The organism is Geodermatophilus sp. YIM 151500 (genome assembly GCF_025716945.1).
Lineage (GTDB): Bacteria > Actinomycetota > Actinomycetes > Mycobacteriales > Geodermatophilaceae > YIM-151500.
The window spans coordinates 341683-362339 of record NZ_JAOVZT010000004.1; the positions used below are offsets into that span (position 1 = coordinate 341683).

Sequence of the window (20657 nt, forward strand, 5' to 3'; positions counted from 1 at the left end):
GCGACGGGGGGACGGCTCCTGGCCGCGGTGCGCTCCGGAGGAGCGCAGTCTGGTAGAGCGCGATGCCGGCCGCGACGCTGACGTTGAGCGACTCGGTGCCGCGGGTGATCGGGATGCGGACGACGACGTCGCAGCGCTCGCGCACCAGCCGCGACAGGCCCGTGCCCTCGGCGCCCACCACCAGCGCCACGGGATCGGCGAACCCGTCGTACTCGTGCAGGTCCATGTCGCCGTCGGCGGCCAGGCCGACGGTCTGCAGCCCGGCGCCCTGGTAGCCGGCCAGCGCGCGGGGCAGGTTGACCGCGCGGGCCACCGGCAGCCGGGCCGCGGCCCCGGCGCTGGTGCGCCACGCCGAGGCGGTCATGCCGACCGCCCGGCGCTGCGGGACGACGACGCCGTGCGCGTCGAACGCGGCCGCCGACCGGACGACGGCGCCGAGGTTGCGCGGGTCGGTGACGCCGTCCATCGCCACCACCAGCGCCGGCCGGCCGGAGTCGCGGGCGGCCTCCAGCAGGTCGTCGGGGTGGGCGTACTCGTAGGGCGGCACCTGCAGGCCGATGCCCTGGTGCAGCGCGCCGCCGGACATCCGGTCGAACTCCGCCTTGCCGACCTCGAGCAGGGCCAGCCCGCGGTCGGCGGCCAGCTGCACGGCCTCGGTGATCCGCTCGTCACCGCGCCCGGTGTCGCCGGTGACGACGTACAGCGCGGTCGCAGGGATGCGCGCCCGCAGCGCTTCCACCACCGGATTGCGGCCGAGCAGCAGCTCGGGGGCCTCCTCGGCGCGCTGGCGGGCCCGCGTCCGCTCCGCCCGCTGCCGGGCCTGGGCCTGGGCCCGTCGCTGCGCCGGGTGGCCGGTGCGCTGCTCGGCGGGCGGGGTGGCGCCGCGCCCGGCCAGCGCCCGGCGGCCCTTGCCACCGGTGCCGGTGGTCGCGCCCTTCTTGCCGGCGCCGCTCGTGCGGCCCCGGCGCCGGCTGTTGCCGGCCATCAGCGGGTCAGCTCCCAGCGCGGGCCGGCCGGGGTGTCCTCGACCTGGACGCCGAGCGCCTTCAGCTGGTCGCGGATGGCGTCGGCAGCGGCGAAGTCCTTGCGCGCCCGGGCGGCTTGACGCTGCTCGAGCGCGAGAGCGACCAGCCCGTCGGTCACCTGTCCCAGCCGCTCGTCGGCCCCGGCGCCCCACCGCGGGTCGAGCGGGTCGAGGCCGAGGATCCCGAGCATGGCGCGCACCGACCCCAGCGCGCCCGCCGCCGCGGCGTCGTCGCCGGCCGCCAGTGCCGTGTTGCCCTCGCGCACCACCTCGTGCACCGCGGCGACCGCGGCCGGCGTGGACAGGTCGTCGTCCATCGCCTGCACGAACTCCGTGCAGGCCACCGGCGACCCGGCGTCCGGGCCGACCCGCTCGGCCGCCCGCCGCACGAACGACTCCAGCCGCCGGTAGGCGGCCCCGGCTTCGCCAAGCGCGGCATCGGTGAACTCGATGGTCGAGCGGTAGTGCGGCGCGACCAGGTAGTAGCGCAGCTCCACCGGGCGCACCCGCCGGACCACCTCGTCGACCAGCGCGGTGTTGCCCAGGGACTTGCTCATCTTCTCCCCGCCGAGGGTCACCCAGCCGTTGTGCACCCAGTACCGGGCGAAGCCGTCGCCGGCCGCGCGGGACTGCGCCTGCTCGTTCTCGTGGTGCGGGAAGCGCAGGTCCAGCCCGCCGCCGTGCACGTCGAACTCGGCGCCGAGGTACCGGCCGGCCATCGCCGAGCACTCCAGGTGCCAGCCGGGCCGGCCGCGGCCCCAGGGGGTGGGCCAGGACGCCGTCTCCGGCTCGCTCGCCTTGTGCGCCTTCCACAGCGCGAAGTCGCGGGGGTCGCGCTTGCGGTGCTCGGTGTCGGTGTCGGCGGCCGGCTCGAGGTTCTCCAGTTTCTGGCCGGTGAGCGCCCCGTACTCGGGGAAGGAGCGGACGTCGAAGTAGACGTCACCGTCTACGGCGTAGGCGTGTCCGCGCTCGATCAGCCGGTCCACGAGCGTGACCATCTCGGGCACGTGCCCGGTGGCGCGCGGCTCGTAGGTGGGCGGCAGCACGCCGAGGACGTCGTAGGCGCGGGTGCAGGCCAGCTCGTTCTCGTACGCCCACGCCCACCACGGCACGCCGGTCGCCTCGGCCTTGGCGAGGATCTTGTCGTCGATGTCGGTGACGTTGCGGACGTAGGTGACCTCGAGCCCGCCGTGCGCCAGCCACCGGCGCAGCACGTCGAACGCCAGCGCCGAGCGGACGTGCCCCACGTGCGGCGGCCCCTGGACGGTGAGCCCGCAGACGTAGACCGACGCCGTGCCCGGCCGCAGCGGCACGAAGTCGCGCACCGCGCGCGCCGCGGTGTCGTAGAGGCGGAGGCTCACTTCCCGGAGTCTACGGAGGGTGCGCCGGTCCCCCGCCTGGCTCCCGTCCAGGTCGGCACGCGGAAGCCGTCACCTCCCCCCGTTGCGGTCGTTCATCCGGACGTGTTGCGGCTCCGGCCACGACGTGCGAACCAGCTGTCAGACGCATACCGTCCGTAATCAGCAGTGGTCAACGGCGCGACCGGACGCGTGCGGCAGGGGGAGGCCGATGGCCGAGCGTGCTTCGTCCGCCCTGCCGGGCGCCGTCCGGGACGCCGGGGAGCGGCCCGGCGGCCGGCCGGACGACGGACCGGCCGGGCGGCGCCATGCCCGGACGTCCGGACCGCCGGGCGGCACGGTGGTCCGGCTGTGGCTCGTCGACCTTCGGGCCGACGCCGCCGTGGAAAACCTGGCGGGCAGCCACCTCGCCGAGGGCGAGCGGTGGCGGGTGCACCGGGGCACCACGGCGGTCCGCCGCCGCCGGGTGCTGCTGCGGGCGGCGCTGCGCGAGGCCGCCGGCCGTCTCCTCGGCGTCGCACCGCCGGACGTGCCGCTCGTCGAGGTCGCCGGCCGCCCCGTGCTCGCGGACGGGGGGCGCGATCTGGGGATCAGCTGCTCGGCCGGCGGCCGGGTGGGCCTGGTAGCGATCACCGAGGACACGCCGGTGGGCGTCGACGTCGAACCGCACCGGGAGGAGGACTTCGCTAGCGTCCTCGACGAGGGCTGGCTCGCCCCCGCCGAGGCGGACCGGCTGGTCACGCTGCCGCCGGCCCTGCGGGTCGAGGCCATCACCCGCTGCTGGACCCAGAAGGAAGCGGTGCTGAAGGGACTCGGTCTGGGTCTCCACCGGCACCCGGCCACCGTCCGGACCCCGCGCGACGCCGCGGGCCGGATCGACGAGTGGGCGGTCGACGCCGTGCCGGTGCCCGCCGGGCACGCGGCCAGCGTCGCCGTCCGGACCGAACGAACGGGGATCGAACTGGTGATCGAGGATCTGGCGCTGGAGGGGCTGCGATGACCCGGCCGAGCACCGCCGCCGACGGCGCTACCGCCACCCGGCGGATGCCGCAGATCGCCGAGTTCCGCCAGCTGTGCGAGCAGCGGGCCGGTCACTCCCTGACCTCGCCCGCGGAGCTGCACGGGTGGTCGGTCGAGCACTACCAGGACTTCTGGCGGCTCTTCCTGGACTGGTCCGGCCTGGCCTGGGAGGGGGCGGCGACCCCCGTCTGCGTGGGCGAGGGGATGGAGCGGGCCGCCTTCTTCCCGCGGGTCCGGCTCAACTACGCGGAGAACCTGCTGCGCCCCCTCCCGGGGGTCGACGACGACGCCCCGGCGCTGACCTCCGTGCACGGCTCCGGCGACGTCGAGCGGCTCACCCGCGCCGAGCTGCGCGCCGCGGTGAGCGCCACCGCCGGGGCCATCCACGGATGCGGGGTGGGGGTCGGTGACCGGGTCGCGGTGATCGCACCGAACTCGGCGCGCACGGTGGTGACCGCCCTGGCCCTGGCCGCGCTGGGGGTGCCCATGGCCAGCGCGACGCCGGACATGGGCCCGACGGCGCTGGTCGGCCGGCTGGAGCAGGTCGAGCCGGTCCTGCTGGTCGTCGACCGCACCGGCATGCGCGGTGCGGGCGCCGGTCCCGACGACGCGCTCGCCCGGCTGCTCGACGAGCTGCCCACCGTCCGGCAGGTGCTCGTGCTCGACGACGGACCGCTACCGGAGGACCCGCCGGTGCCGGCCGAGCGGCTGGGCCGGCTGGTCGACCGGACCACGGCGGACGGCGGGCCGTCCTGGCCCCGGCTGCCGTTCGACCACCCGCTGTGGGTGATGTTCTCCTCCGGCACCACGGGGCCGCCGAAGGCGATGGTCCACGGTGCCGGCGGCTCGCTCGTCGAGCACGTCAAGGAGCACCGGCTGCACGGCGACCTCCGCGCCGACGACGTCCTGTACTTCCACACCACCACCGCCTGGATGATGTGGAACTGGCAGCTCTCGGCGCTCGCGGTGGGCGCGCAGGTCGTCCTCTACGACGGGCCGGTCGCCGGCGCCGCGACGCTCTGGCAGCTCGTGGCCGACCACGGCGTCACCGTCTTCGGCACCAGCCCGGCCTACCTCCAGCTGTGCCAGGACGTCGGCTACCGCCCCGCCGCCAAGCACGACCTCGGCCGGCTGCGGGCGATCCTGTCCACCGGCGCGGTGCTGCACGACTGGCAGTTCGACTGGGTGGCGCGCGAGGTCGGCCCGCTCCCCCTGCAGTCGATCTCCGGCGGCACCGACATCGTCGGCTGCTTCGTGCTCGGCCACCCCGAGCGGCCGGTCGAGCGCGGCCGCTGCCAGTCGCTGGGCCTCGGCCTCGACGTGGCCGCGGTCGACGCGGGCGGCGTGCCCGTCCTCGACGAGGTCGGCGACCTGGTCTGCCGGCGGCCCTTCCCGTCGCGCCCGGTGTGCTTCCTCCGCGACCCCTCGGGACGGCGGTTCCACGACTCGTACTTCGCCGAGCACGCGGGCGTGTGGACGCACGGCGACCGCATCGAGATCGACCGGCACGGCGGGTCGCGGATGCACGGCCGCGCCGACGGGGTGCTCAACGTGGACGGCGTCCGGATCGGCCCCGCGGAGATCTACCGCATCCTGCGCGGGATGCCTGAGATCGACGACGCGATGGCCGTCGAGCAGCGGACGGCGGACGGCTCCCGGCTGCTGCTGCTCGCCGTGCTGCGGCCCGGGCACGCGTACGACGACGACCTCGCCACCCGCATCCGCGCTCGGCTGCGCGCGGAAGGCTCGGCCGCGCACGTGCCCCAGGTCATCGCCGTCGTCGACGAGCTGCCGCTGACGCACAACGGCAAGCGCTCGGAGCGGGCCGCTCGTGACGTGGTCAACGGCGATCCGGTGCGCAACCTCGCCGCCCTGCGCAACCCGGCGGCTCTCGAGGGCATCGCTGCGGCCGTCCGCGCCGCGACGACCGATCCCGCGGGCGAGGGGGCGCCGGACGAGGACGCCGCGGCGCCGGCGCCGGACGAGGACGCGCTCACCCGCGCCGTCTCCGTCGCCTTCCGCGAGGTGTTGGGCCGGCGATCCCTGCCCCCCACGGCGAACTTCTTCGACCTGGGCGGCACCTCGCGCCAGTGCATGACGATCCTGCGCCGGCTGCGGCTGGAGCTGCGCCGTCCGGTGCCGCTGGCGACCTTCCTCGCGGCGCCGTCGATCGCCGGCCTGGTCGAGGCGTTGCGCGGCCCGGCCGGACCGTCGTCCCGTTTCGTGCAGCTGCGCGCCGGGGACCCGGGACGGACGCCGCTGTTCGTCGTGCACGGCGTGTACGGGGACGCCGACGCCTACCGCTCGATGGCCGAGCACCTGGGCGTCGACGTCCCGGTCCACGGCATCGAGGCCTCGCTGATGCACGACGACGGCCGCGCCAAGACGGTGGCCGAGATCGCCGCCGAGCACGTCGCGGAACTGCAGCGCTTCGTGCCGACCGGGAGGCTGAGCCTGGCCGGGTACAGCTTCGGTGGTCTCGTGGCCCTGGAGATGGCCCGCCAGCTCGCCGCGGTCGGCCGGCAGCCCGCCCACCTGGTGCTGCTCGACGTGCGTCCGCCCCGGGCCAGCCTGACCCCGGCGCAGCTGCGGCTGCGCCGGTTGTCCAGCACGGTCGCGATGCTGCTGCCGGCCTTCCGCGACTACACGGTCCGGCAGGCGCTGTCCGACCGGGTCCGCCGGCGGGGGCCCTCCTCGGACCGGAAGGCGCTGCGCGGCGGGGTGCACGTCTTCCACGACTACCGGTGGGGACGGTACGAGGGCCCGGTGACCTACTGCCGGGCCCGGACGAGGGTGCCGGTCATCATGAACCAGCTGTTCGCCTGGCGAACCGTGCTGCCCCGGATGACCGTGGTCGACGTGCCGGGCGCGCACGACGACCTGATGGCGGGCAAGCACGCGCCGACGCTGGCCGCGCAGGTGACGGCGGCGCTGACCGGGTCGGCGGACCGGCCGGCCGGAGTGCGCACCCGGCCTCGGGCGACCGGGTGACGGCCGCCCGCCGCCCGGCAGCGGTCAGCCGGCGGGGATCACCAGCGCGGTCGCCACGGCGGCCCGACCCTCCCCACGGCCGGTGAGGCCCAGCCCGTCGGTCGTGGTGGCGGTGAGGCCGACGGGGGCGCCCAGCACCTCGCTCAGGACGGCCTGCGCCTCCGCCCGCCGGGGGCCGAGCCGCGGGGTGGTCGCCACGAGCTGCACGGCGGCATTGCCCACGGCCCAGCCGGCGGCGGCCAGCGCTTCCCGGGCGTGGGCGAGCACTGCGGCGCCGCTGACCCCGGCCCAGCGCGGGTCGTCGGTGCCGAGCAGGGTGCCGATGTCACCCAGGCCGGCGGCCGACAGCACCGCGTCGACCAGCGCGTGCGCGACCACGTCGCCGTCCGAGTGCCCGGCGCAGCCGTCGGCTCCGGGCCAGTCCAGCCCGGCCAGCCAGCACGGGCGGCCGGCCTCGATGGGGTGGACGTCGGTGCCGATGCCGACCCGCGGCGTGCCCGCGCTCACCGGCGCACCTGGAGCTCGGCCAGCTCGAGGTCGTGCGGCACGGTGATCTTGGCGGCCCGCTCGTCACCGGCGACGGTGACCACCTGCACCCCGGCGGCACGCACCACCGCGGCGTCGTCGGTGAGCTCGGCGTCGTCGCCCAGCCGGTCGTAGGCCGCGGCGAGCGTCGCGTGCTCGAAGCCCTGCGGGGTCTGCACGCGGCGCAGCGTCTCCCTGGGCACCGTGTCGGCCACGGCGCCGGAATCGTCGACGACGACCGTGGTGTCGACCACGGGCACCACGGGGACGACGGCGCGGGCCCCGCCCTCCAAGGCGGCGAGCACCCGCGCCACGGCGTCCGGTGGGGTCAGCGGCCGCGCGGCGTCGTGCACGAGGACGACGTCGGCCCGGCCCCGGACCGCGGCGAGCGCCGCGCGAACCGAGGCCGTCCGCGTCCGGCCACCGGCGACGAGCCGGACGTCCATCGGCAGCACCGTCGCGAACAGGCTCTGCTCCCGCACCGGCACCGCCACCACGACGTCGTTCACGCCGCCGTCGCGCAGGGAGTCGACCGCCCAGCAGACCAGCGCCCGTCCGCCGAGCTGGACCAGCGCCTTGGACCGACCCGCCCCCAGACGCAGACCACTCCCGGCCGCTGCGACGATGCCGACAGCGTGCACGGGAGTGGTCGGTGTTGCTGGGTGCGCGGGCGCGGCCGCGGTCAGCTGGCGAGGACCTCGTCGAGGAGCACCTCGGCCTTGTCCTCGTTGGTGCCCTCGGCGAGGGCCAGCTCGCTGACCAGGATCTGCCGCGCCTTGGAGAGCATCCGCTTCTCGCCCGCTGACAGGCCGCGGTCCTTGTCGCGGCGCCACAGGTCGCGCACGACCTCGGCGACCTTGTTGACGTCGCCCGAGGCGAGCTTCTCGAGGTTGGCCTTGTAGCGACGCGACCAGTTCGTCGGCTCCTCGGTGTGCGGCGCGCGCAGCACCTCGAAGACCCGGTTGAGGCCCTCCTGACCGACGACATCGCGGACGCCGACGATCTCTGCGTTGTCGGCCGGCACCCGCACCGTCAGGTCACCCTGGGCGACCTTGAGCACGAGGTAGGCCTTCTCTTCACCCTTGATGACCCGCTTCTCGATCGCTTCGATCAACGCAGCGCCGTGGTGCGGGTAGACGACGGTCTCGCCGACAGTGAAGCCCATGTGTATGTGACCCCTTTCGCTGACACAAGACTAGCACGGCAGACTGACGGGCGGATCCGGTGAGAGCCGTAAATATGCAGGTCAGGGGCGTGGTGAAGTAGTCGGGAGGGGTTGACAGCGGCATGGGTGGTGTGCCTGCACCCGTGCCCGGCCGCCGCGCTCTCCCCGCCCTGGTGCGGGCCACGCACGCCGGTCCCACGGTCGCGGTGACCACCGTGGCCACCCTCCTGGCGGTCGCAGCCGACCTGTCGGCCGCCCGCACGACCCTCCTCTGCGCCGCCGTCCTCGCTGGTCAGGCGTCCATCGGCTGGAGCAACGACTGGCTCGACGCAGACCGCGACCGGGCGGTCGCGCGGGCCGGCAAGCCCGTCGTCCAGGGCGCCGTCCGGCCCGCGACGCTGCGCCGGGCGGCGCTCGTCGCGGCCGGCGCGGCCGTCGTCCTCTCCCTGGCGCTCGGCCCGCTGCCCGGCCTCCTGCTGCTCGTGCTCGTGGCCTGCGGGTGGGCCTACAACCTCGGGCTCAAGCGGACGGCGGCCTCGGCGCTGCCCTACGTGACCGGGTTCGGCGCGCTGCCGGCGGGCGTGGTCGCGGCGGCGCCCGGCACCCCGGTGGCGCCGTGGTGGCTGGTCGTGGCGGGCGCGGCGCTGGGCGCCGCGGCGCACTTCGCCAACGTCGCACCCGACCTGGAGGACGACACGGCGACCGGGGTGCGCGGCCTGCCGCACCGGCTGGGTGCGACGGCTTCCGCGGTCGCCGGCGCGCTGCTGCTGGGCGCGGCCACGCTGGTCCTGGTGCTCGGCCCCGACGGGGCGCCGGACGCGGTCGGCCGGCTCGGACTGGTCGTCGCGGTCCCGGCCGTCGCCGTGGCGGCGCTGGCGGGCACGGCGCGGTGGCGCCGGTACGCCTTCCCCGCCGTGATGCTGCTGGCCGTCCTGGACGTCGGGCTGCTGGTCGCCGGCGGCGCGGCCCTCGGCTGACGCCGGACCGCCGGAGCGGACATCCGGCCCGTCGGAGGGGATCCGCGGCCCGTCGGCGTCAGTCGTCGCCGTCCTTTGCCTTGCCCTTGCCGTCGCCGCCGCCCTTGCCGTCGCCGCCGCCCTTGCCGTCGCCGCCGCTGCTGCCCGCGTCGTCGCCACCGCCGGCGGCCGTGTCGGCCCCGGCCTCCGCACTCCTACCGGTGTCGTCGTCGTCCGCCCCGTCGGCCGGCTGCTCGGCGGCCGACGACTCTTCGGCCGCGGCGGCCTTCTTCGCCTTGCGCTGCTCCTTCTTCGCGTGCGCTTCGGCGCTGATCTGCCGCCCGTCGACACCGCCGTCCCGGGCGTCCGCGCTGACCCGGGCGCCGAAGTTCGCACCCTGGGGCAGCGACGCCGGCTCCTCGTCGACGTCCTCCGGGACCGCCCCGACCGGGTCGGACACCTCGGTCGGCTCGGCGACCTCGCTCGGGTCGGCGGTCCCCGGCGGGTCGGACACCTCGGTCGGGTCGGCCACCTCGGTCGGGTCGGCGACCTCGGTCGGATCGGCCACCCCCGTCGGGTCGGCGACGTCCGTGGGCTCGGCGACCTGCTCCACCGTTCCCTCCGTCCCGGCCTCGGCACCGACGACGGCGGAGAAGGTCTGCTGCACCCGGTCGGGCAGTACGCCGGCCGCGCCGGCGCCGGCCACCACGACCACGGCGATGCCGGCGCCGGTCGCGGCCTGCGCGACCGCTCCGGCGGAGAGGAACTTGGCGATGAGGGCGGGAAGGATCACGCGACGTCTCCTCGTTCGGGCACGGAAGCCCCCCGGGCTCCCCTGCGGTCCGGCCGCGCGGGCGGCCGGGCTCGACTGGTCCATGAGCAGACCGGTGGCCAGCAGTTCGGCCAGCGCTGCGTTCGGCCGCCCCGGCGGGGAGGCCGCACCGCGCACCGCCTCCGCGAAGGCGGCCAGTCCGGCCTCCTCCTCGGGGACGGGCCGCCCCGCGAGGGAGGCCTCGAAGGCCCTCTCGACGGCGCGGTCGTCGGCTGCTGTGGTCATCTCGTGCCTGTCATCGCAGGAGCGGCCGGCAGGGGTACGGGGTCGGCCAGGATCTTTTTCAGCGCCCGCAGACCGCGCCGCTGCAGCTGCTTCACCGAGCCGACCGACCGCCCCATGACCTCGGCCACCTGCTCGACGGTGAGGTCGGCGAGGATGCGCAGCAGCAGCACGGCCCGCTGGTCGTCCGACAGGTGCGCGCACAGCCGCCGGACCTCCTCGGCGCCGAGGCGCGCGAGCGCGTCGTCCTCGACGTCCCCGCCCGCGTGGACGGCGAGGTCCCCGGGGTCGTCGACCGTCTCCGGACGGCGGCTGCGTCGGCGCCGGTCGTCGACCAGGCGCCGGTGGGCGATGGTGAAGACCCACGCCCGCAGTCCGTCCTCGTCCCCGCGGAAGCCGGGCAGGCCGGTGAAGACCTGAAGGAACGTCTCGCTGGCCAGGTCGTCGGGATCGGCGGCGCCGTGCAGGCGGAGATAGCCCGTGACGACCGGCGACAGGTCGCGGTAGAAGACCTCGAACGCCCAGGCCGCACCGGCCTGCGCGGCGGCGAGCACGTCGTCGAACGGCAGCCCCGTGCGCACCCACCCTCCCCAGGTCGACCGGCGTCCCCCCTCTCATCGGCGTACCGGGCCGGTGACCTGACGTGGTCCCCGTGAGGTTCAGATCGGGGCGGTCCCCCGCCGGGCCTCCTGCTCCACGACCTCCGGGAGGTCCCTCAACCGGTCCAGCCCGGCGAGGGCGCGACGCATCCGCTGGTTGCCGGCCAGCCGGCTCCGGACGCGGTCGAGGAAGGCCCAGTAACCGCCGGTGAACGGGCAGGCGTCGTCGCCCAGGCGCCGCCGCGGGTCGTACGGGCAGCCGCCGCAGTAGTCGCTCATCCGGTCGATGTATGCGCCGCCGGCGGCGTAGGGCTTGGTCGCCAGCAGCCCACCGTCACCGTGCTGGCTCATGCCGACGACGTTGGCGACCATCACCCAGTCGTAGCCGTCGACGAAGCTGCGGTGGAACCAGTCGGTCATCGCCTCGGGGTCGATGCCGCGCTGCAGGGCGTAGTTGCCGAGCACCATCAGGCGCGGGATGTGGTGCACCCAGCCGTCGCGGCGCAGGTCGGCCAGCACGTCGGCCAGGCACGCCGCGTCGACCCGCGTGGCGTCGAGGTCGGCGAGCCACCCGGGCACGGGCTCGCGGGCGCGCAGGAAGTTGGCGTGCCGGAAGTCGCGGCCGAGCCACCAGTACACGTGCCAGACGTAGTCGCGCCAGCCCATCACCTGGCGGACGAAGCCCTCGACGCTGTTGAGCGGCAGCGGGTCGCCGTCCGCCACGCTGTCGCGCCAGGCCTGCGCCGCCCGGTGGACGACGTCGAGCGGGTCGAGCAGGCCGAGGTTGAGCGACGGCGAGAGCAGCGAGTGGGCCAGCCAGCGCTCGCCGGCCAGCATGGCGTCCTCGTGCGGTCCGAAGGCCCGTAGCCGGTGGTCGAGGAAATCGTCCAGGCGGTGCAGCGCCTCGCGCCGGGTGACCGGGAACAGGCGCGGTCCGTCGTCCCCGACGAAGGCGACCTCGCCGTCGGCTTCCCAGCGGTCGAGGTCGGCGCGCACCTGCTCGTCGATGTCGTCCTCCTCGGGCCACCACGGCTCCGGCACCGGGGAACGCCCGTCGGCCGGGGGCGGCTCGCGGTTCTCCTCGTCGAGGTTCCACCGGCCGCCGACCGGGTCGGCGCCGTCCATGAGGACGTCGTGCCGGCGGCGGGCGTCCCGGTAGAAGTCCTCCATGAGCAGCCGACGCCGCCCGCGTCCCTCGGCCCACGAGGCGAACTGCGCCTGGGTGGTCACGAAGCCGCGGGCGGCCAGCACGCGGACGTCGCCGCGGCGCAGCACGTAGTCGCGGCTGCTCCACGTGGTGGGTGCGCACACCGACAGCGGGTCGCGCACCTGATCGAGCGCCTCGGCGTAGGTGGTCACCTGGTGGAACTCGACCTGGTCGCCCAGTTCCGCGGCCCGGTGCCGCAGCGCCGACAGCACGAGGTGCGCCTTCTGCCGGTGGAAGCGCCGCCGGGCGAACACGGCCTTCGATTCGACGAGGAGCACCGGTTGGTCGGGGGCGTCGAGGAAGTGCGGGCCCAGCTGGTCGGCGAACAGCCAGCGCCTCGTCCCCGGCGCCCGCGCGGGGAAGTCGGCCACGGCGGGATCGGTCCCGGCGCCGTCCGGGCGCGGGCGAGCGGCCACCGGCCTCACCTCCCGGCGGACATGGTGGGCCGCCCGTTAGGCTCGGCGCGACCCGGGCCACCGATCGTGCGGTGGCCGGCACGTCCCTGGAGGTCGACCGCTGTGAACCGCGCGCTGCGCGCCGCCACGATGGGTGCCCTGCTCCTGACCCCGGTCGCACTCGGCGCCTGCAGCGCCGGCCAGGTGACGCAGACGGAGACGCAGGAGCGCGACAAGGTCGGCCCGATGGCCGACGTCAACAACGTCACCCTGCGCCAGGTGCTCCTCGAGTACCCCAACGGGGGCCGCTACGAAGCCGGCGACGACGCCGCGCTCATCATGGCCGTGGTCAACAACGCGCCGGACGCCGACGTGCTGATCGGCATCGACGGCGAGGGCTTCGAGGGGATCCAGGTCGACGGCCAGGACGCGTCAGGGCAGCTCGACATCGAGATCCCCAGTGACAGCACGGTCTTCGTCGGCGGCCAGGACGGGCCCGAGATCGTGCTCACCGGCCTGGGCGAGGAGCTGACCCCGGCCCAGGGCATCCCGCTGACCTTCACCTTCGAGGACGCCGGGCCGGTCGACGTCCGGGCGGTCGTCTCGAACCCCACGCGCGCCCTGTCCCGCGGCGAGCCGTTCGACTTCCACGGCGGCGAGGAGGAGCTCGGCGAGCCCGGCCTCGTCGAGGGCGCCGGCGAGGTCGGCGGCGAGGGCGGCGGTGAGGGTGGCAGCGAGGGCGGCGGGCACGGCGGCTAGGAGCGGCCCGCGGGCCGCCCGCCTCGGGTCCGCCCGACCGCAGGGTTCCGCGTAGCACTCCCCCGTCGGTGGCCACCCGTCGACGGACGCCGTCCCCCTCGACGGTCCGCGCCCGCCGCCGTGGCGCCCCGGGAACTGTCACCGCCGCGGGTTAGCGTCGCCCCCGTGCCGTCGTCGACGAACCGGACCGCCCGCCCCGCGCACCGCTGCACCAAGTGCGGCTACGCCTCGGCCAAGTGGGTCGGCCGGTGCCCCGAGTGCCAGGCCTGGGGGTCGGTGGCGGAGGTGGGCGCCCCCGCCGCCGCCCTGCGCGCGGTCGCTCCCGGCCCGGTCAGCGCGCCGGCCCGCCCGATCGCCGAGGTGGCGCTCTCCGGCGCCCGGGCCGTGCCCACGGGCATCGCCGAGTTCGACCGCGTCCTCGGCGGCGGTCTCGTCCCGGGGGCGGTGCTGCTGGTGGCCGGCGAGCCGGGGGTCGGCAAGTCCACCCTCCTGCTCGAGGTCGCCCAGCGGGTGGCCGCGACGGGCGGCCCGGCCCTGGTCGTCTCCGGCGAGGAGTCCGCCGCCCAGGTGCGGCTGCGCGCCGAGCGCATCGGTGCGCTGCACGAGCGGCTCTACCTGGCCGCCGAGACCGAGCTGTCCGCGGTGCTCGCCCACGTCGAGGCGGTGGCGCCGACGCTGCTGGTGCTCGACAGCGTGCAGACCGTCCGCTCCCCCGCCGTGGAAGGCACCGACGGCGGCGCCTCCCAGGTGCGGGCGGTCGCCGGCGCGCTCACCGCCGTCGCGAAGAGCCGGGGGATGACGACCATCCTGGTCGGCCACGTCACCAAGGACGGCGCGGTCGCCGGGCCGCGCACCCTCGAGCACCTGGTCGACGTAGTCGTCTCCTTCGACGGCGAGCGGCACTCGACCCTGCGGCTGGTCCGGGCCACCAAGAACCGCTTCGGCCCCGCCGACGAGATCGGCTGCTTCGAGATCGGTGACTCCGGCGTGGTCGGCGTCCCCGACCCGTCGGCGCTGTTCGTCTCCCGGCGGGCCGCCCCCGTCCCGGGCAGCTGCGTGACGGTCGCCCTGGAGGGCAGCCGGCCGCTGCTGGCCGAGGTGCAGTCGCTCGTGGCACGGGCCGCGGGCGGCTCGCCACGGCGCGCGGTCAGCGGGCTGGACCCGGCCCGGGTGGCCATGGTCAACGCCGTCGTCGAGCGGCGGGGCGGGGTGCAGCTCGCCGAGGCCGACGTGTTCGCCGCGTCGGTGGGCGGGGTGCGCATCGCCGAGCCCGCCGCCGACCTGGCCCTGGCCCTGGCGATCGCCTCGGCGGCCAAGGACCGCCCGCTGCCCGGCAGCATGGTGGCGCTGGGAGAGGTGGGGCTGTCCGGGGAGATCCGCCGGGTCGGCGGCACCGGGCGCCGGCTGGCCGAGGCGGCGCGGCAGGGCTACCGGTTCGCCCTCGTGCCGCCGGACGCGGGGGCCGCCCCGCCGGGGATGCGGCTGGTGGAGGTGCCCGACCTCGGCGCGGCGCTCGCCGGGCTGCTCCCCGACGGGTGAGCCGCGATCCGCGTCACAGTCGCCTGGGTACCGGCGGCGGTCGGTGAGAGCCCGTGCCACGTAGACTCAGCCGCCGTACCACTCGACCGTCAGGAGCGCTCGTGCCCGCCGTTGTGGATCCCGAGGCCGCGCTGCGCGACCTCCTCGGCCGCATCGCTCCCGGCACGGCACTCCGCGACGGTCTCGAGCGCATCCTGGCCGGACGCACCGGCGCTCTCATCGTGCTCGGCTACGACCGGGTCATCGAGTCGCTGTGCACCGGCGGTTTCGCGCTGGACGTCGCGCTGTCGGCCACCCGGCTGCGCGAGCTGGCCAAGATGGACGGCGCGGTGATCGTCTCCTACGACGGCACCCGCATCGTGCGCGCCGGCGTGCACCTGATGCCCGATCCCACGGTGCCGACCGAGGAGTCGGGCACCCGGCACCGCACCGCCGAGCGGGTGGCCGTGCAGACCGGCTTCCCGGTCATCTCGGTGAGCCAGTCGATGCACATCATCAGCGTCTACGTGGCCGGACGCCGCTACACCCTCGAGCACCCGACGACCATCCTGGCCCGCGCCAACCAGGCACTGGCCGCACTCGAGCGCTACAAGCTGCGGCTCGACGAGGTCGCCAGCACGCTGTCCGCGCTGGAGATCGAGGACCTCGTCACCGTCCGCGACGCGATGAGCGTCAGCCAGCGGCTGGAGATGGTCCGGCGGATCGCCGACGAGATCGAGGGCTTCGTCGTCGAGCTCGGCACGGACGGCCGGCTGCTCGCGCTGCAGCTGGACGAGATGCTGGCCGGCGTGGAGGAGGACCGCGGGCTCCTGGTCCGCGACTACCTGCCCGACGGCGGCCGTCGCCCGCGCACGATCGAGGCGGTGCTCACCGACCTGCGGGCGCTGACCGCCACCGAGCTGCTCGACCTGTCCGCCGTCGCCCGCTGCTACGGCCTGCCCACCTCCCCCGACGCGCTGGACTCACCGGTGAGCCCGCGCGGGTTCCGGCTGCTCGCCCGGGTGCCCCGGCTGCCGTCGGGCATCATCGACCGCCTGGTCGACCACTTCGGCGGCCTGCAGAAGCTGCTCGCCGCGACGATCGAGGACCTCCTGGCCGTGGAGGGCGTCGGGGAGGCCCGTGCCCGCGGGATCCGCGAGGGACTGTCCCGGCTCGCGGAGACCTCCATCCTCGACCGCTACAGCTGACCGCCCGAGCGGCGCGGCATGCGAAGCATCCCGCGCTTCGCCCGGGCGGAACAGGTAGGCGCTCGGCGAAGCCGAGGCGACACACACCGAAGGTGGGCCACCGAAGGTGGAGCACCGAAGGTGGGTCCGGCGGTCCCGCGTGCCGACCCGCTCCTGCGGATCAGCCGATCCGGAGCCCGGCGTCCGGCGTCGTCTTGGTGTCCAGACGCCCGCGGACGACGTAGTCGCCCGCCGGTGGCGTCGCGCGGGCTGCCGAGCAGCTCGGCTCGCTGGTCCGCCCGCTCCACGCCACGGGGAAGGTGACCGTCTCCCCGGGCGCGAGGGTCCGCGTGTCGTCGCTGCTCTCGGGGATGCAGTCGTGACTGCCCCACACGCGGTTGCCGCCGGCGTCGACCAGGACGAGCTCCTGCAGCTCCTTGTCCAGCGCCCGCGTGCACGGCACCGGCGAGGTGTTGGTCACCACGAGCTCCAGGGTGGGCCCGTCGCCGACGGCGATGCTGCCCGGCGTCCGGACCTCGAGGCCGATCATGTCGTCGCTGCACGGCCCCCCGGGGCTCGGAGCGGCCTCGGCGGGCGCCTCCTCCGGCGCCCGTTCCTCGGGCGGTGCGACGGTGGTCCGCGCCCCGGGATCGGGCGTGCGGACACCGGCCAGCGAGGGCAGCACCCGCTCGAGCTGCGGCGGTGCCGCTGGGGACCGGGACGCTTCGGGCGACGTCCCCGCGGCGGTCGCTCCGCCGTCGTCCCCGCGGGAGGTGGCCGCGAGCACCAGCCAGCCCGCTCCACCGAGGAGCGCCAGCAGCACGATCAGCACGAGCGCCCTGCGCCGCCAGTAGACGGCGGCGGGCAGGTCGCCGACCGGGTGCAACACCCCGGGAACGGTAGTCCGCGGCCCTCGGCGGCGCGCACCGGCACGCCGCCGGCCCCGGACGGCACACTGGGTACTCGTGAGCGGCTCGGCGGCGTCGTCCGCACCTTCCTCCCGTGCGGACGTCGGCGACACGATCGTCGACTGGTACGCCACGGCGGCCCGCGACCTGCCCTGGCGGCGGCCGGGGGTCGACGCGTGGGCCGTGCTGGTGAGCGAGGTCATGCTGCAGCAGACGCCGGTGGCGCGGGTGGAGCCGGTCTGGCGGGAGTGGATGGCGCGCTGGCCGACGCCGGCGGCGCTGGCGCAGGCCTCCCCCGCCGACGTGATCCGCGCCTGGGGCAAGCTCGGGTACCCGCGGCGGGCTCTGCGGCTGCATGAGACGGCCGTGGCGGTCACCGAGCGGCACGGGGGCGCCGTCCCGGACGACGTCGCCGCGTTGGAGGCGCTGCCCGGGATCGGCACGTACACCGCGCGGGCGGTCGCCTGCTTCGGCCACGGCCGGCCGCACCCGGTCGTCGACACCAACGTCCGGCGGGTCGTCGCCCGGCTCGTGCACGGCCGCGCCGAAGCAGCCCCGGCGCGGACGGCCGACCTCGCCGACGTCGCGGCGCTGGCCCCCGCCGAAGCCGACCGGGCGGTGCGCTTCTCCGTCGCCGCCATGGAGCTCGGCGCTCTGGTCTGCGTCGCCGGCACCCCCCGCTGCGCCGCCTGCCCGGTGCGCGATCGCTGCGCCTGGCGGCTGGCCGGCAGCCCGGCGCACGACGGCCCGCCCCGGAGGGTGCAGCCATTCGCCGGCACCGACCGACAGGTGCGCGGCCGGCTGCTCGACGTCCTGCGCGCGGCCGCCGATCCCGTACCGGCCGCGGAGCTCGACGCGGCCTGGGACGACGCCGTCCAGCGCTCCCGCTGCCTGGACTCGCTGCTGACCGACGGCCTGGTCGAGCAGACCAGGGAGGGGGACTACCGACTGCCCACGTGAGCCGACCTGCGAGGATCGTCCCGCGGGGCGGGGCCACGGACGACGACGCAGCGGCTCAGGGTGGATGGGGAACGGCACGTGGCCGCGGTGCGATCCGGAGGATCGCGATGTCACAGCGACAGGGGCCGCCCCCACCTCGCGGTGGGAGCGGCCCCTGTCGCCACGCCGGAGGACGCTACTCGGCCTTGGCCTGCGGACCCTCGCCGCGCTTGTCCTCGCCCTCGGCACCGGACAGGGCCACCGGCGGGGTGTCGGGCAGGTCGATCGGCTTGGGCTCGCCGCGGAAGGTGAACTTCTGCGCGGCGCCCTCGGCCTCGTCGACGTCGACCACCACGATCTGACCGGCGGTCAGCTCGCCGTACAGGATCTTCTCCGACAGCGCGTCCTCGATCTCCCGCTGGATCGTCCGGCGCAGCGGCCGGGCACCCAGCACCGGGTCGAAGCCACGGGCGGCCAGCAGCTTCTTGGCCGCCGGGGTGATCTCCAGCGCCATGTCCTTGTTGGCCAGCTGGCCCTCCACGCGCGACACCATCAGGTCGACGATCTGGATGATCTCCGCCTCGGTGAGCTGGTGGAACACCACGATGTCGTCGATGCGGTTCAGGAACTCGGGCCGGAAGTGCTGCTTGAGCTCGTCGTTGACCCGGTTCTTCATCCGCTCGTAGTTCGACTGGTTGTCGTTCCCGGCGGAGAAGCCCAGACCGACCGCCTTGGAGATGTCCCGCGTGCCGAGGTTCGTCGTGAGGATCAGGATCGTGTTCTTGAAGTCCACGATCCGGCCCTGACCGTCAGTGAGCCGGCCGTCCTCGAGCACCTGCAGGAGCGTGTTGAACACGTCCTGGTGCGCCTTCTCGATCTCGTCGAAGAGGACCACCGAGAACGGCTTGCGGCGCACCTTCTCGGTCAGCTGGCCGCCCTCGTCGTAACCCACGTAACCGGGAGGGGCCCCGACCAGCCGGGAGACGGTGAACCGGTCGTGGAACTCGCCCATGTCGATCTGGATGAGCGCGTCGTCCTCGCCGAAGAGGAAGTTGGCCAGCGCCTTGGCCAGCTCGGTCTTACCGACGCCGGAGGGGCCGGCGAAGATGAACGAGCCACCGGGACGGCGCGGGTCCTTCAGGCCCGCCCGCGTCCGCCGGATCGCCTGGCTGACGCTCTTGATGGCCTCTTCCTGGCCGATGATCCGCTTGTGGAGCTCCTCCTCCATGCGCAGCAGCCGGGAGGTCTCCTCCTCGGTCAGCTTGAAGACCGGGATGCCGGTCCAGTTGGCCAGCACCTCCGCGATCTGCTCGTCGTCGACCTCGGCGACGACGTCCATGTCGCCGGCCTTCCACTGCTTCTCGCGCTCGGCCTTCTCGGCCAGCAGGGTCTTCTCCCGGTCGCGCAGCGACGCGGCCTTCTCGAAGTCCTGCGCGTCGATCGCCGACTCCTTCTCGCGGCGGATGCCGGCGATCCGCTCGTCGAACTCGCGCAGGTCCGGCGGGGCGGTCATCCGCTTGATCCGCATCCGGGCGCCGGCCTCGTCGATCAGGTCGATCGCCTTGTCGGGCAGGAAGCGGTCGGAGATGTACCGGTCGGCCAGCGTCGCGGCGGCGACGAGGGCGCCGTCGGTGATGCTGATCCGGTGGTGCGCCTCGTAGCGGTCGCGCAGCCCCTTGAGGATCTCGATCGTGTGGGTCAGCGTCGGCTCGCCCACCTGGATCGGCTGGAAGCGCCGCTCGAGGGCGGCGTCCTTCTCCAGGTGCTTGCGGTACTCGTCGAGCGTGGTGGCGCCGATGGTCTGCAGCTCGCCGCGGGCCAGCATCGGCTTGAGGATGCTGGCGGCGTCGATCGCGCCCTCCGCGGCCCCCGCCCCGACGAGGGTGTGGATCTCGTCGATGAACAGGATGATGTCGCCGCGGGTGCGGATCTCCTTGAGGACCTTCTTCAGCCGCTCCTCGAAGTCACCGCGGTAGCGGGACCCGGCGACGAGGGCACCGAGGTCCAGCGTGTAGAGCTGCTTGTCCTTCAGCGTCTCCGGGACCTCGCCCTTGACGATGGCCTGGGCCAGGCCCTCGACGACGGCGGTCTTGCCGACGCCGGGCTCGCCGATGAGGACCGGGTTGTTCTTGGTCCGGCGGGACAGCACCTGCATGACCCGCTCGATCTCCTTGGCCCGCCCGATGACCGGGTCGAGCTTGGAGTCGCGCGCGGCCTGGGTCAGGTTGCGGCCGAACTGGTCGAGGACCAGCGAGGTCGACGGCGTGCCCTCGGCGGGGCCGCCGGCCGCGGCCGGCTCCTTGCCCTGGTAGCCGGAGAGCAGCTGGATGACCTGCTGGCGCACGCGGTTGAGGTCGGCACCCAGCTTGACCAGGACCTGCGCGGCGACACCCTCGCCCTCGCGGATCAGGCCCAGCAGGATGTGCTCGGTGCCGATGTAGTTGTGGCCGAGCTGCAGCGCCTCGCGCAGCGACAGCTCGAGGACCTTCTTCGCCCGCGGCGTGAAGGGGATGTGGCCGGACGGCGCCTGCTGCCCCTGGCCGATGATCTCCTCGACCTGCTGCCGCACGCCTTCCAGCGAGATGCCGAGCGATTCCAGGGCCTTGGCGGCGACGCCTTCACCCTCGTGGATCAGGCCCAGGAGGATGTGCTCGGTGCCGATGTAGTTGTGGTTGAGCATCCGGGCCTCTTCCTGGGCCAGGACGACCACCCGTCGGGCTCGGTCGGTGAACCGTTCGAACATGCGCTGCTTCTCCTCTGACCGGCTGGTCCGGCACTGCTCTCCCCCTGGGGCGGGAAGGAGCACCCGACGTGATCCGTCGGCGCGCTGGCGCACCGGTCTTCCACTGTAGTCGCGGACCACCCGGCACCGTCGCGCTCGGCAGCGGTGCGGTGGATGGTTGTCCGGTCCAACCGATGGTCCGGGAGGGCTGTTCCGGAGCCGTTACGCCGTCAGCGGACGGCGCGCGTCGACCCCCGCTCGTCCCTCCGGTCCGCATACGCCGGCGGCCCGGCCCTCCGAGGAGGGACCGGGCCGCCGGGTCCAGCGCGA

General features: G+C 75.0%; 17 protein-coding genes. 7 read left to right on the forward strand and 10 right to left on the reverse strand.

Going from position 1 to position 20657, the window contains the following annotated elements:
- Both rlmB and cysS read right to left on the reverse strand, forming a co-directional pair.
- On the reverse strand, nt 1-985 hold a 985-nt coding region (rlmB, locus tag OF117_RS09965), incomplete at its 3' end, for a 23S rRNA (guanosine(2251)-2'-O)-methyltransferase RlmB (RefSeq protein WP_263552670.1).
- Complete coding sequence (gene cysS / locus OF117_RS09970; protein WP_263552671.1) at nt 985-2385, reverse strand: cysteine--tRNA ligase; 1401 nt, start codon at nt 2383-2385, stop codon at nt 985-987. The genes rlmB and cysS, both read right to left, overlap by 1 nt.
- 208 nt (nt 2386-2593) lie before the next feature.
- On the opposite strand from cysS, the gene OF117_RS09975 reads away from it, so the two are divergent.
- A complete protein-coding gene (locus OF117_RS09975; protein WP_263552672.1) occupies nt 2594-3382 on the forward strand; it encodes a 4'-phosphopantetheinyl transferase family protein in 789 nt (262 codons plus the stop codon).
- A complete protein-coding gene (locus OF117_RS09980) occupies nt 3379-6393 on the forward strand; it encodes an acetoacetate--CoA ligase (RefSeq protein ID WP_263552673.1) in 3015 nt (1004 codons plus the stop codon). Before OF117_RS09975 ends, OF117_RS09980 begins: the two co-directional genes overlap by 4 nt.
- 24 nt (nt 6394-6417) lie before the next feature.
- On the opposite strand, the gene ispF is transcribed toward OF117_RS09980, so the two are convergent.
- The 3 genes from ispF to OF117_RS09995 are packed head-to-tail and all read right to left on the reverse strand — an operon-like array spanning nt 6418 to nt 8083.
- The gene (gene ispF, locus OF117_RS09985) at nt 6418-6900 is read right to left on the reverse strand and encodes a 2-C-methyl-D-erythritol 2,4-cyclodiphosphate synthase (protein WP_263552674.1); all 483 of its coding nucleotides are present in this window, start codon (nt 6898-6900) and stop codon (nt 6418-6420) included.
- A complete protein-coding gene (gene ispD, locus OF117_RS09990; RefSeq protein WP_263552675.1) occupies nt 6897-7559 on the reverse strand; it encodes a 2-C-methyl-D-erythritol 4-phosphate cytidylyltransferase in 663 nt (220 codons plus the stop codon). Before ispD ends, ispF begins: the two co-directional genes overlap by 4 nt.
- A 41-nt stretch (nt 7560-7600) precedes the next feature.
- Complete coding sequence (locus OF117_RS09995; RefSeq protein WP_097206868.1) at nt 7601-8083, reverse strand: CarD family transcriptional regulator; 483 nt, start codon at nt 8081-8083, stop codon at nt 7601-7603.
- 122 nt (nt 8084-8205) lie between these two features.
- Between OF117_RS09995 and OF117_RS10000 the strand changes: the two genes are divergently transcribed.
- The gene (locus OF117_RS10000; RefSeq protein WP_411969438.1) at nt 8206-9060 is read left to right on the forward strand and encodes a UbiA family prenyltransferase; all 855 of its coding nucleotides are present in this window, start codon (nt 8206-8208) and stop codon (nt 9058-9060) included.
- 58 nt (nt 9061-9118) lie between these two features.
- Here the strand turns inward: OF117_RS10000 and OF117_RS10005 are convergent, their stop codons facing one another.
- The 3 genes from OF117_RS10005 to OF117_RS10015 form a co-directional block, all read right to left on the reverse strand.
- Complete coding sequence (locus OF117_RS10005; RefSeq protein ID WP_263552677.1) at nt 9119-10096, reverse strand: hypothetical protein; 978 nt, start codon at nt 10094-10096, stop codon at nt 9119-9121.
- Nucleotides 10093-10674, reverse strand: a complete 582-nt coding sequence (locus tag OF117_RS10010) for an RNA polymerase sigma factor (protein ID WP_263552678.1) — start codon at nt 10672-10674, stop codon at nt 10093-10095. The genes OF117_RS10005 and OF117_RS10010 overlap by 4 nt, the downstream gene beginning before the upstream one ends.
- A gap of 78 nt (nt 10675-10752) precedes the next feature.
- On the reverse strand, nt 10753-12315 hold the full coding sequence (locus OF117_RS10015) for a cryptochrome/photolyase family protein (protein WP_263552679.1): 1563 nt from the start codon (nt 12313-12315) through the stop codon (nt 10753-10755).
- A 102-nt stretch (nt 12316-12417) separates the two neighbouring features.
- Here OF117_RS10015 and OF117_RS10020 point away from each other — a divergent pair, with 102 nt between their 5' ends.
- The 3 genes from OF117_RS10020 (at nt 12418) to disA (ending at nt 15779) form a co-directional block, all read left to right on the forward strand.
- Nucleotides 12418-13053 (forward strand): copper chaperone PCu(A)C, encoded by a 636-nt coding sequence (locus OF117_RS10020; protein WP_263552680.1) that lies wholly within the window; start codon nt 12418-12420, stop codon nt 13051-13053.
- A 165-nt stretch (nt 13054-13218) separates the two neighbouring features.
- Nucleotides 13219-14592 (forward strand): DNA repair protein RadA, encoded by a 1374-nt coding sequence (radA, locus tag OF117_RS10025; protein ID WP_263552681.1) that lies wholly within the window; start codon nt 13219-13221, stop codon nt 14590-14592.
- Between the two features lie 101 nt (nt 14593-14693).
- Nucleotides 14694-15779, forward strand: a complete 1086-nt coding sequence (disA, locus tag OF117_RS10030; protein ID WP_263552682.1) for a DNA integrity scanning diadenylate cyclase DisA — start codon at nt 14694-14696, stop codon at nt 15777-15779.
- Nucleotides 15780-15939: 160 nt separating this feature from the next.
- Here the strand turns inward: disA and OF117_RS10035 are convergent, their stop codons facing one another.
- Nucleotides 15940-16647 (reverse strand): MucR family transcriptional regulator, encoded by a 708-nt coding sequence (locus OF117_RS10035; protein ID WP_263552683.1) that lies wholly within the window; start codon nt 16645-16647, stop codon nt 15940-15942.
- A 76-nt stretch (nt 16648-16723) separates the two neighbouring features.
- Between OF117_RS10035 and OF117_RS10040 the strand changes: the two genes are divergently transcribed.
- Nucleotides 16724-17626: an A/G-specific adenine glycosylase gene (locus OF117_RS10040; protein WP_263552684.1), complete on the forward strand. Its 903-nt coding sequence runs from the start codon at nt 16724-16726 to the stop codon at nt 17624-17626.
- A 175-nt stretch (nt 17627-17801) separates the two neighbouring features.
- Here OF117_RS10040 and OF117_RS10045 read toward each other — a convergent pair whose 3' ends face one another.
- The gene (locus OF117_RS10045; RefSeq protein ID WP_263552685.1) at nt 17802-20348 is read right to left on the reverse strand and encodes an ATP-dependent Clp protease ATP-binding subunit; all 2547 of its coding nucleotides are present in this window, start codon (nt 20346-20348) and stop codon (nt 17802-17804) included.
- Nucleotides 20349-20657 lie beyond the last annotated feature (309 nt).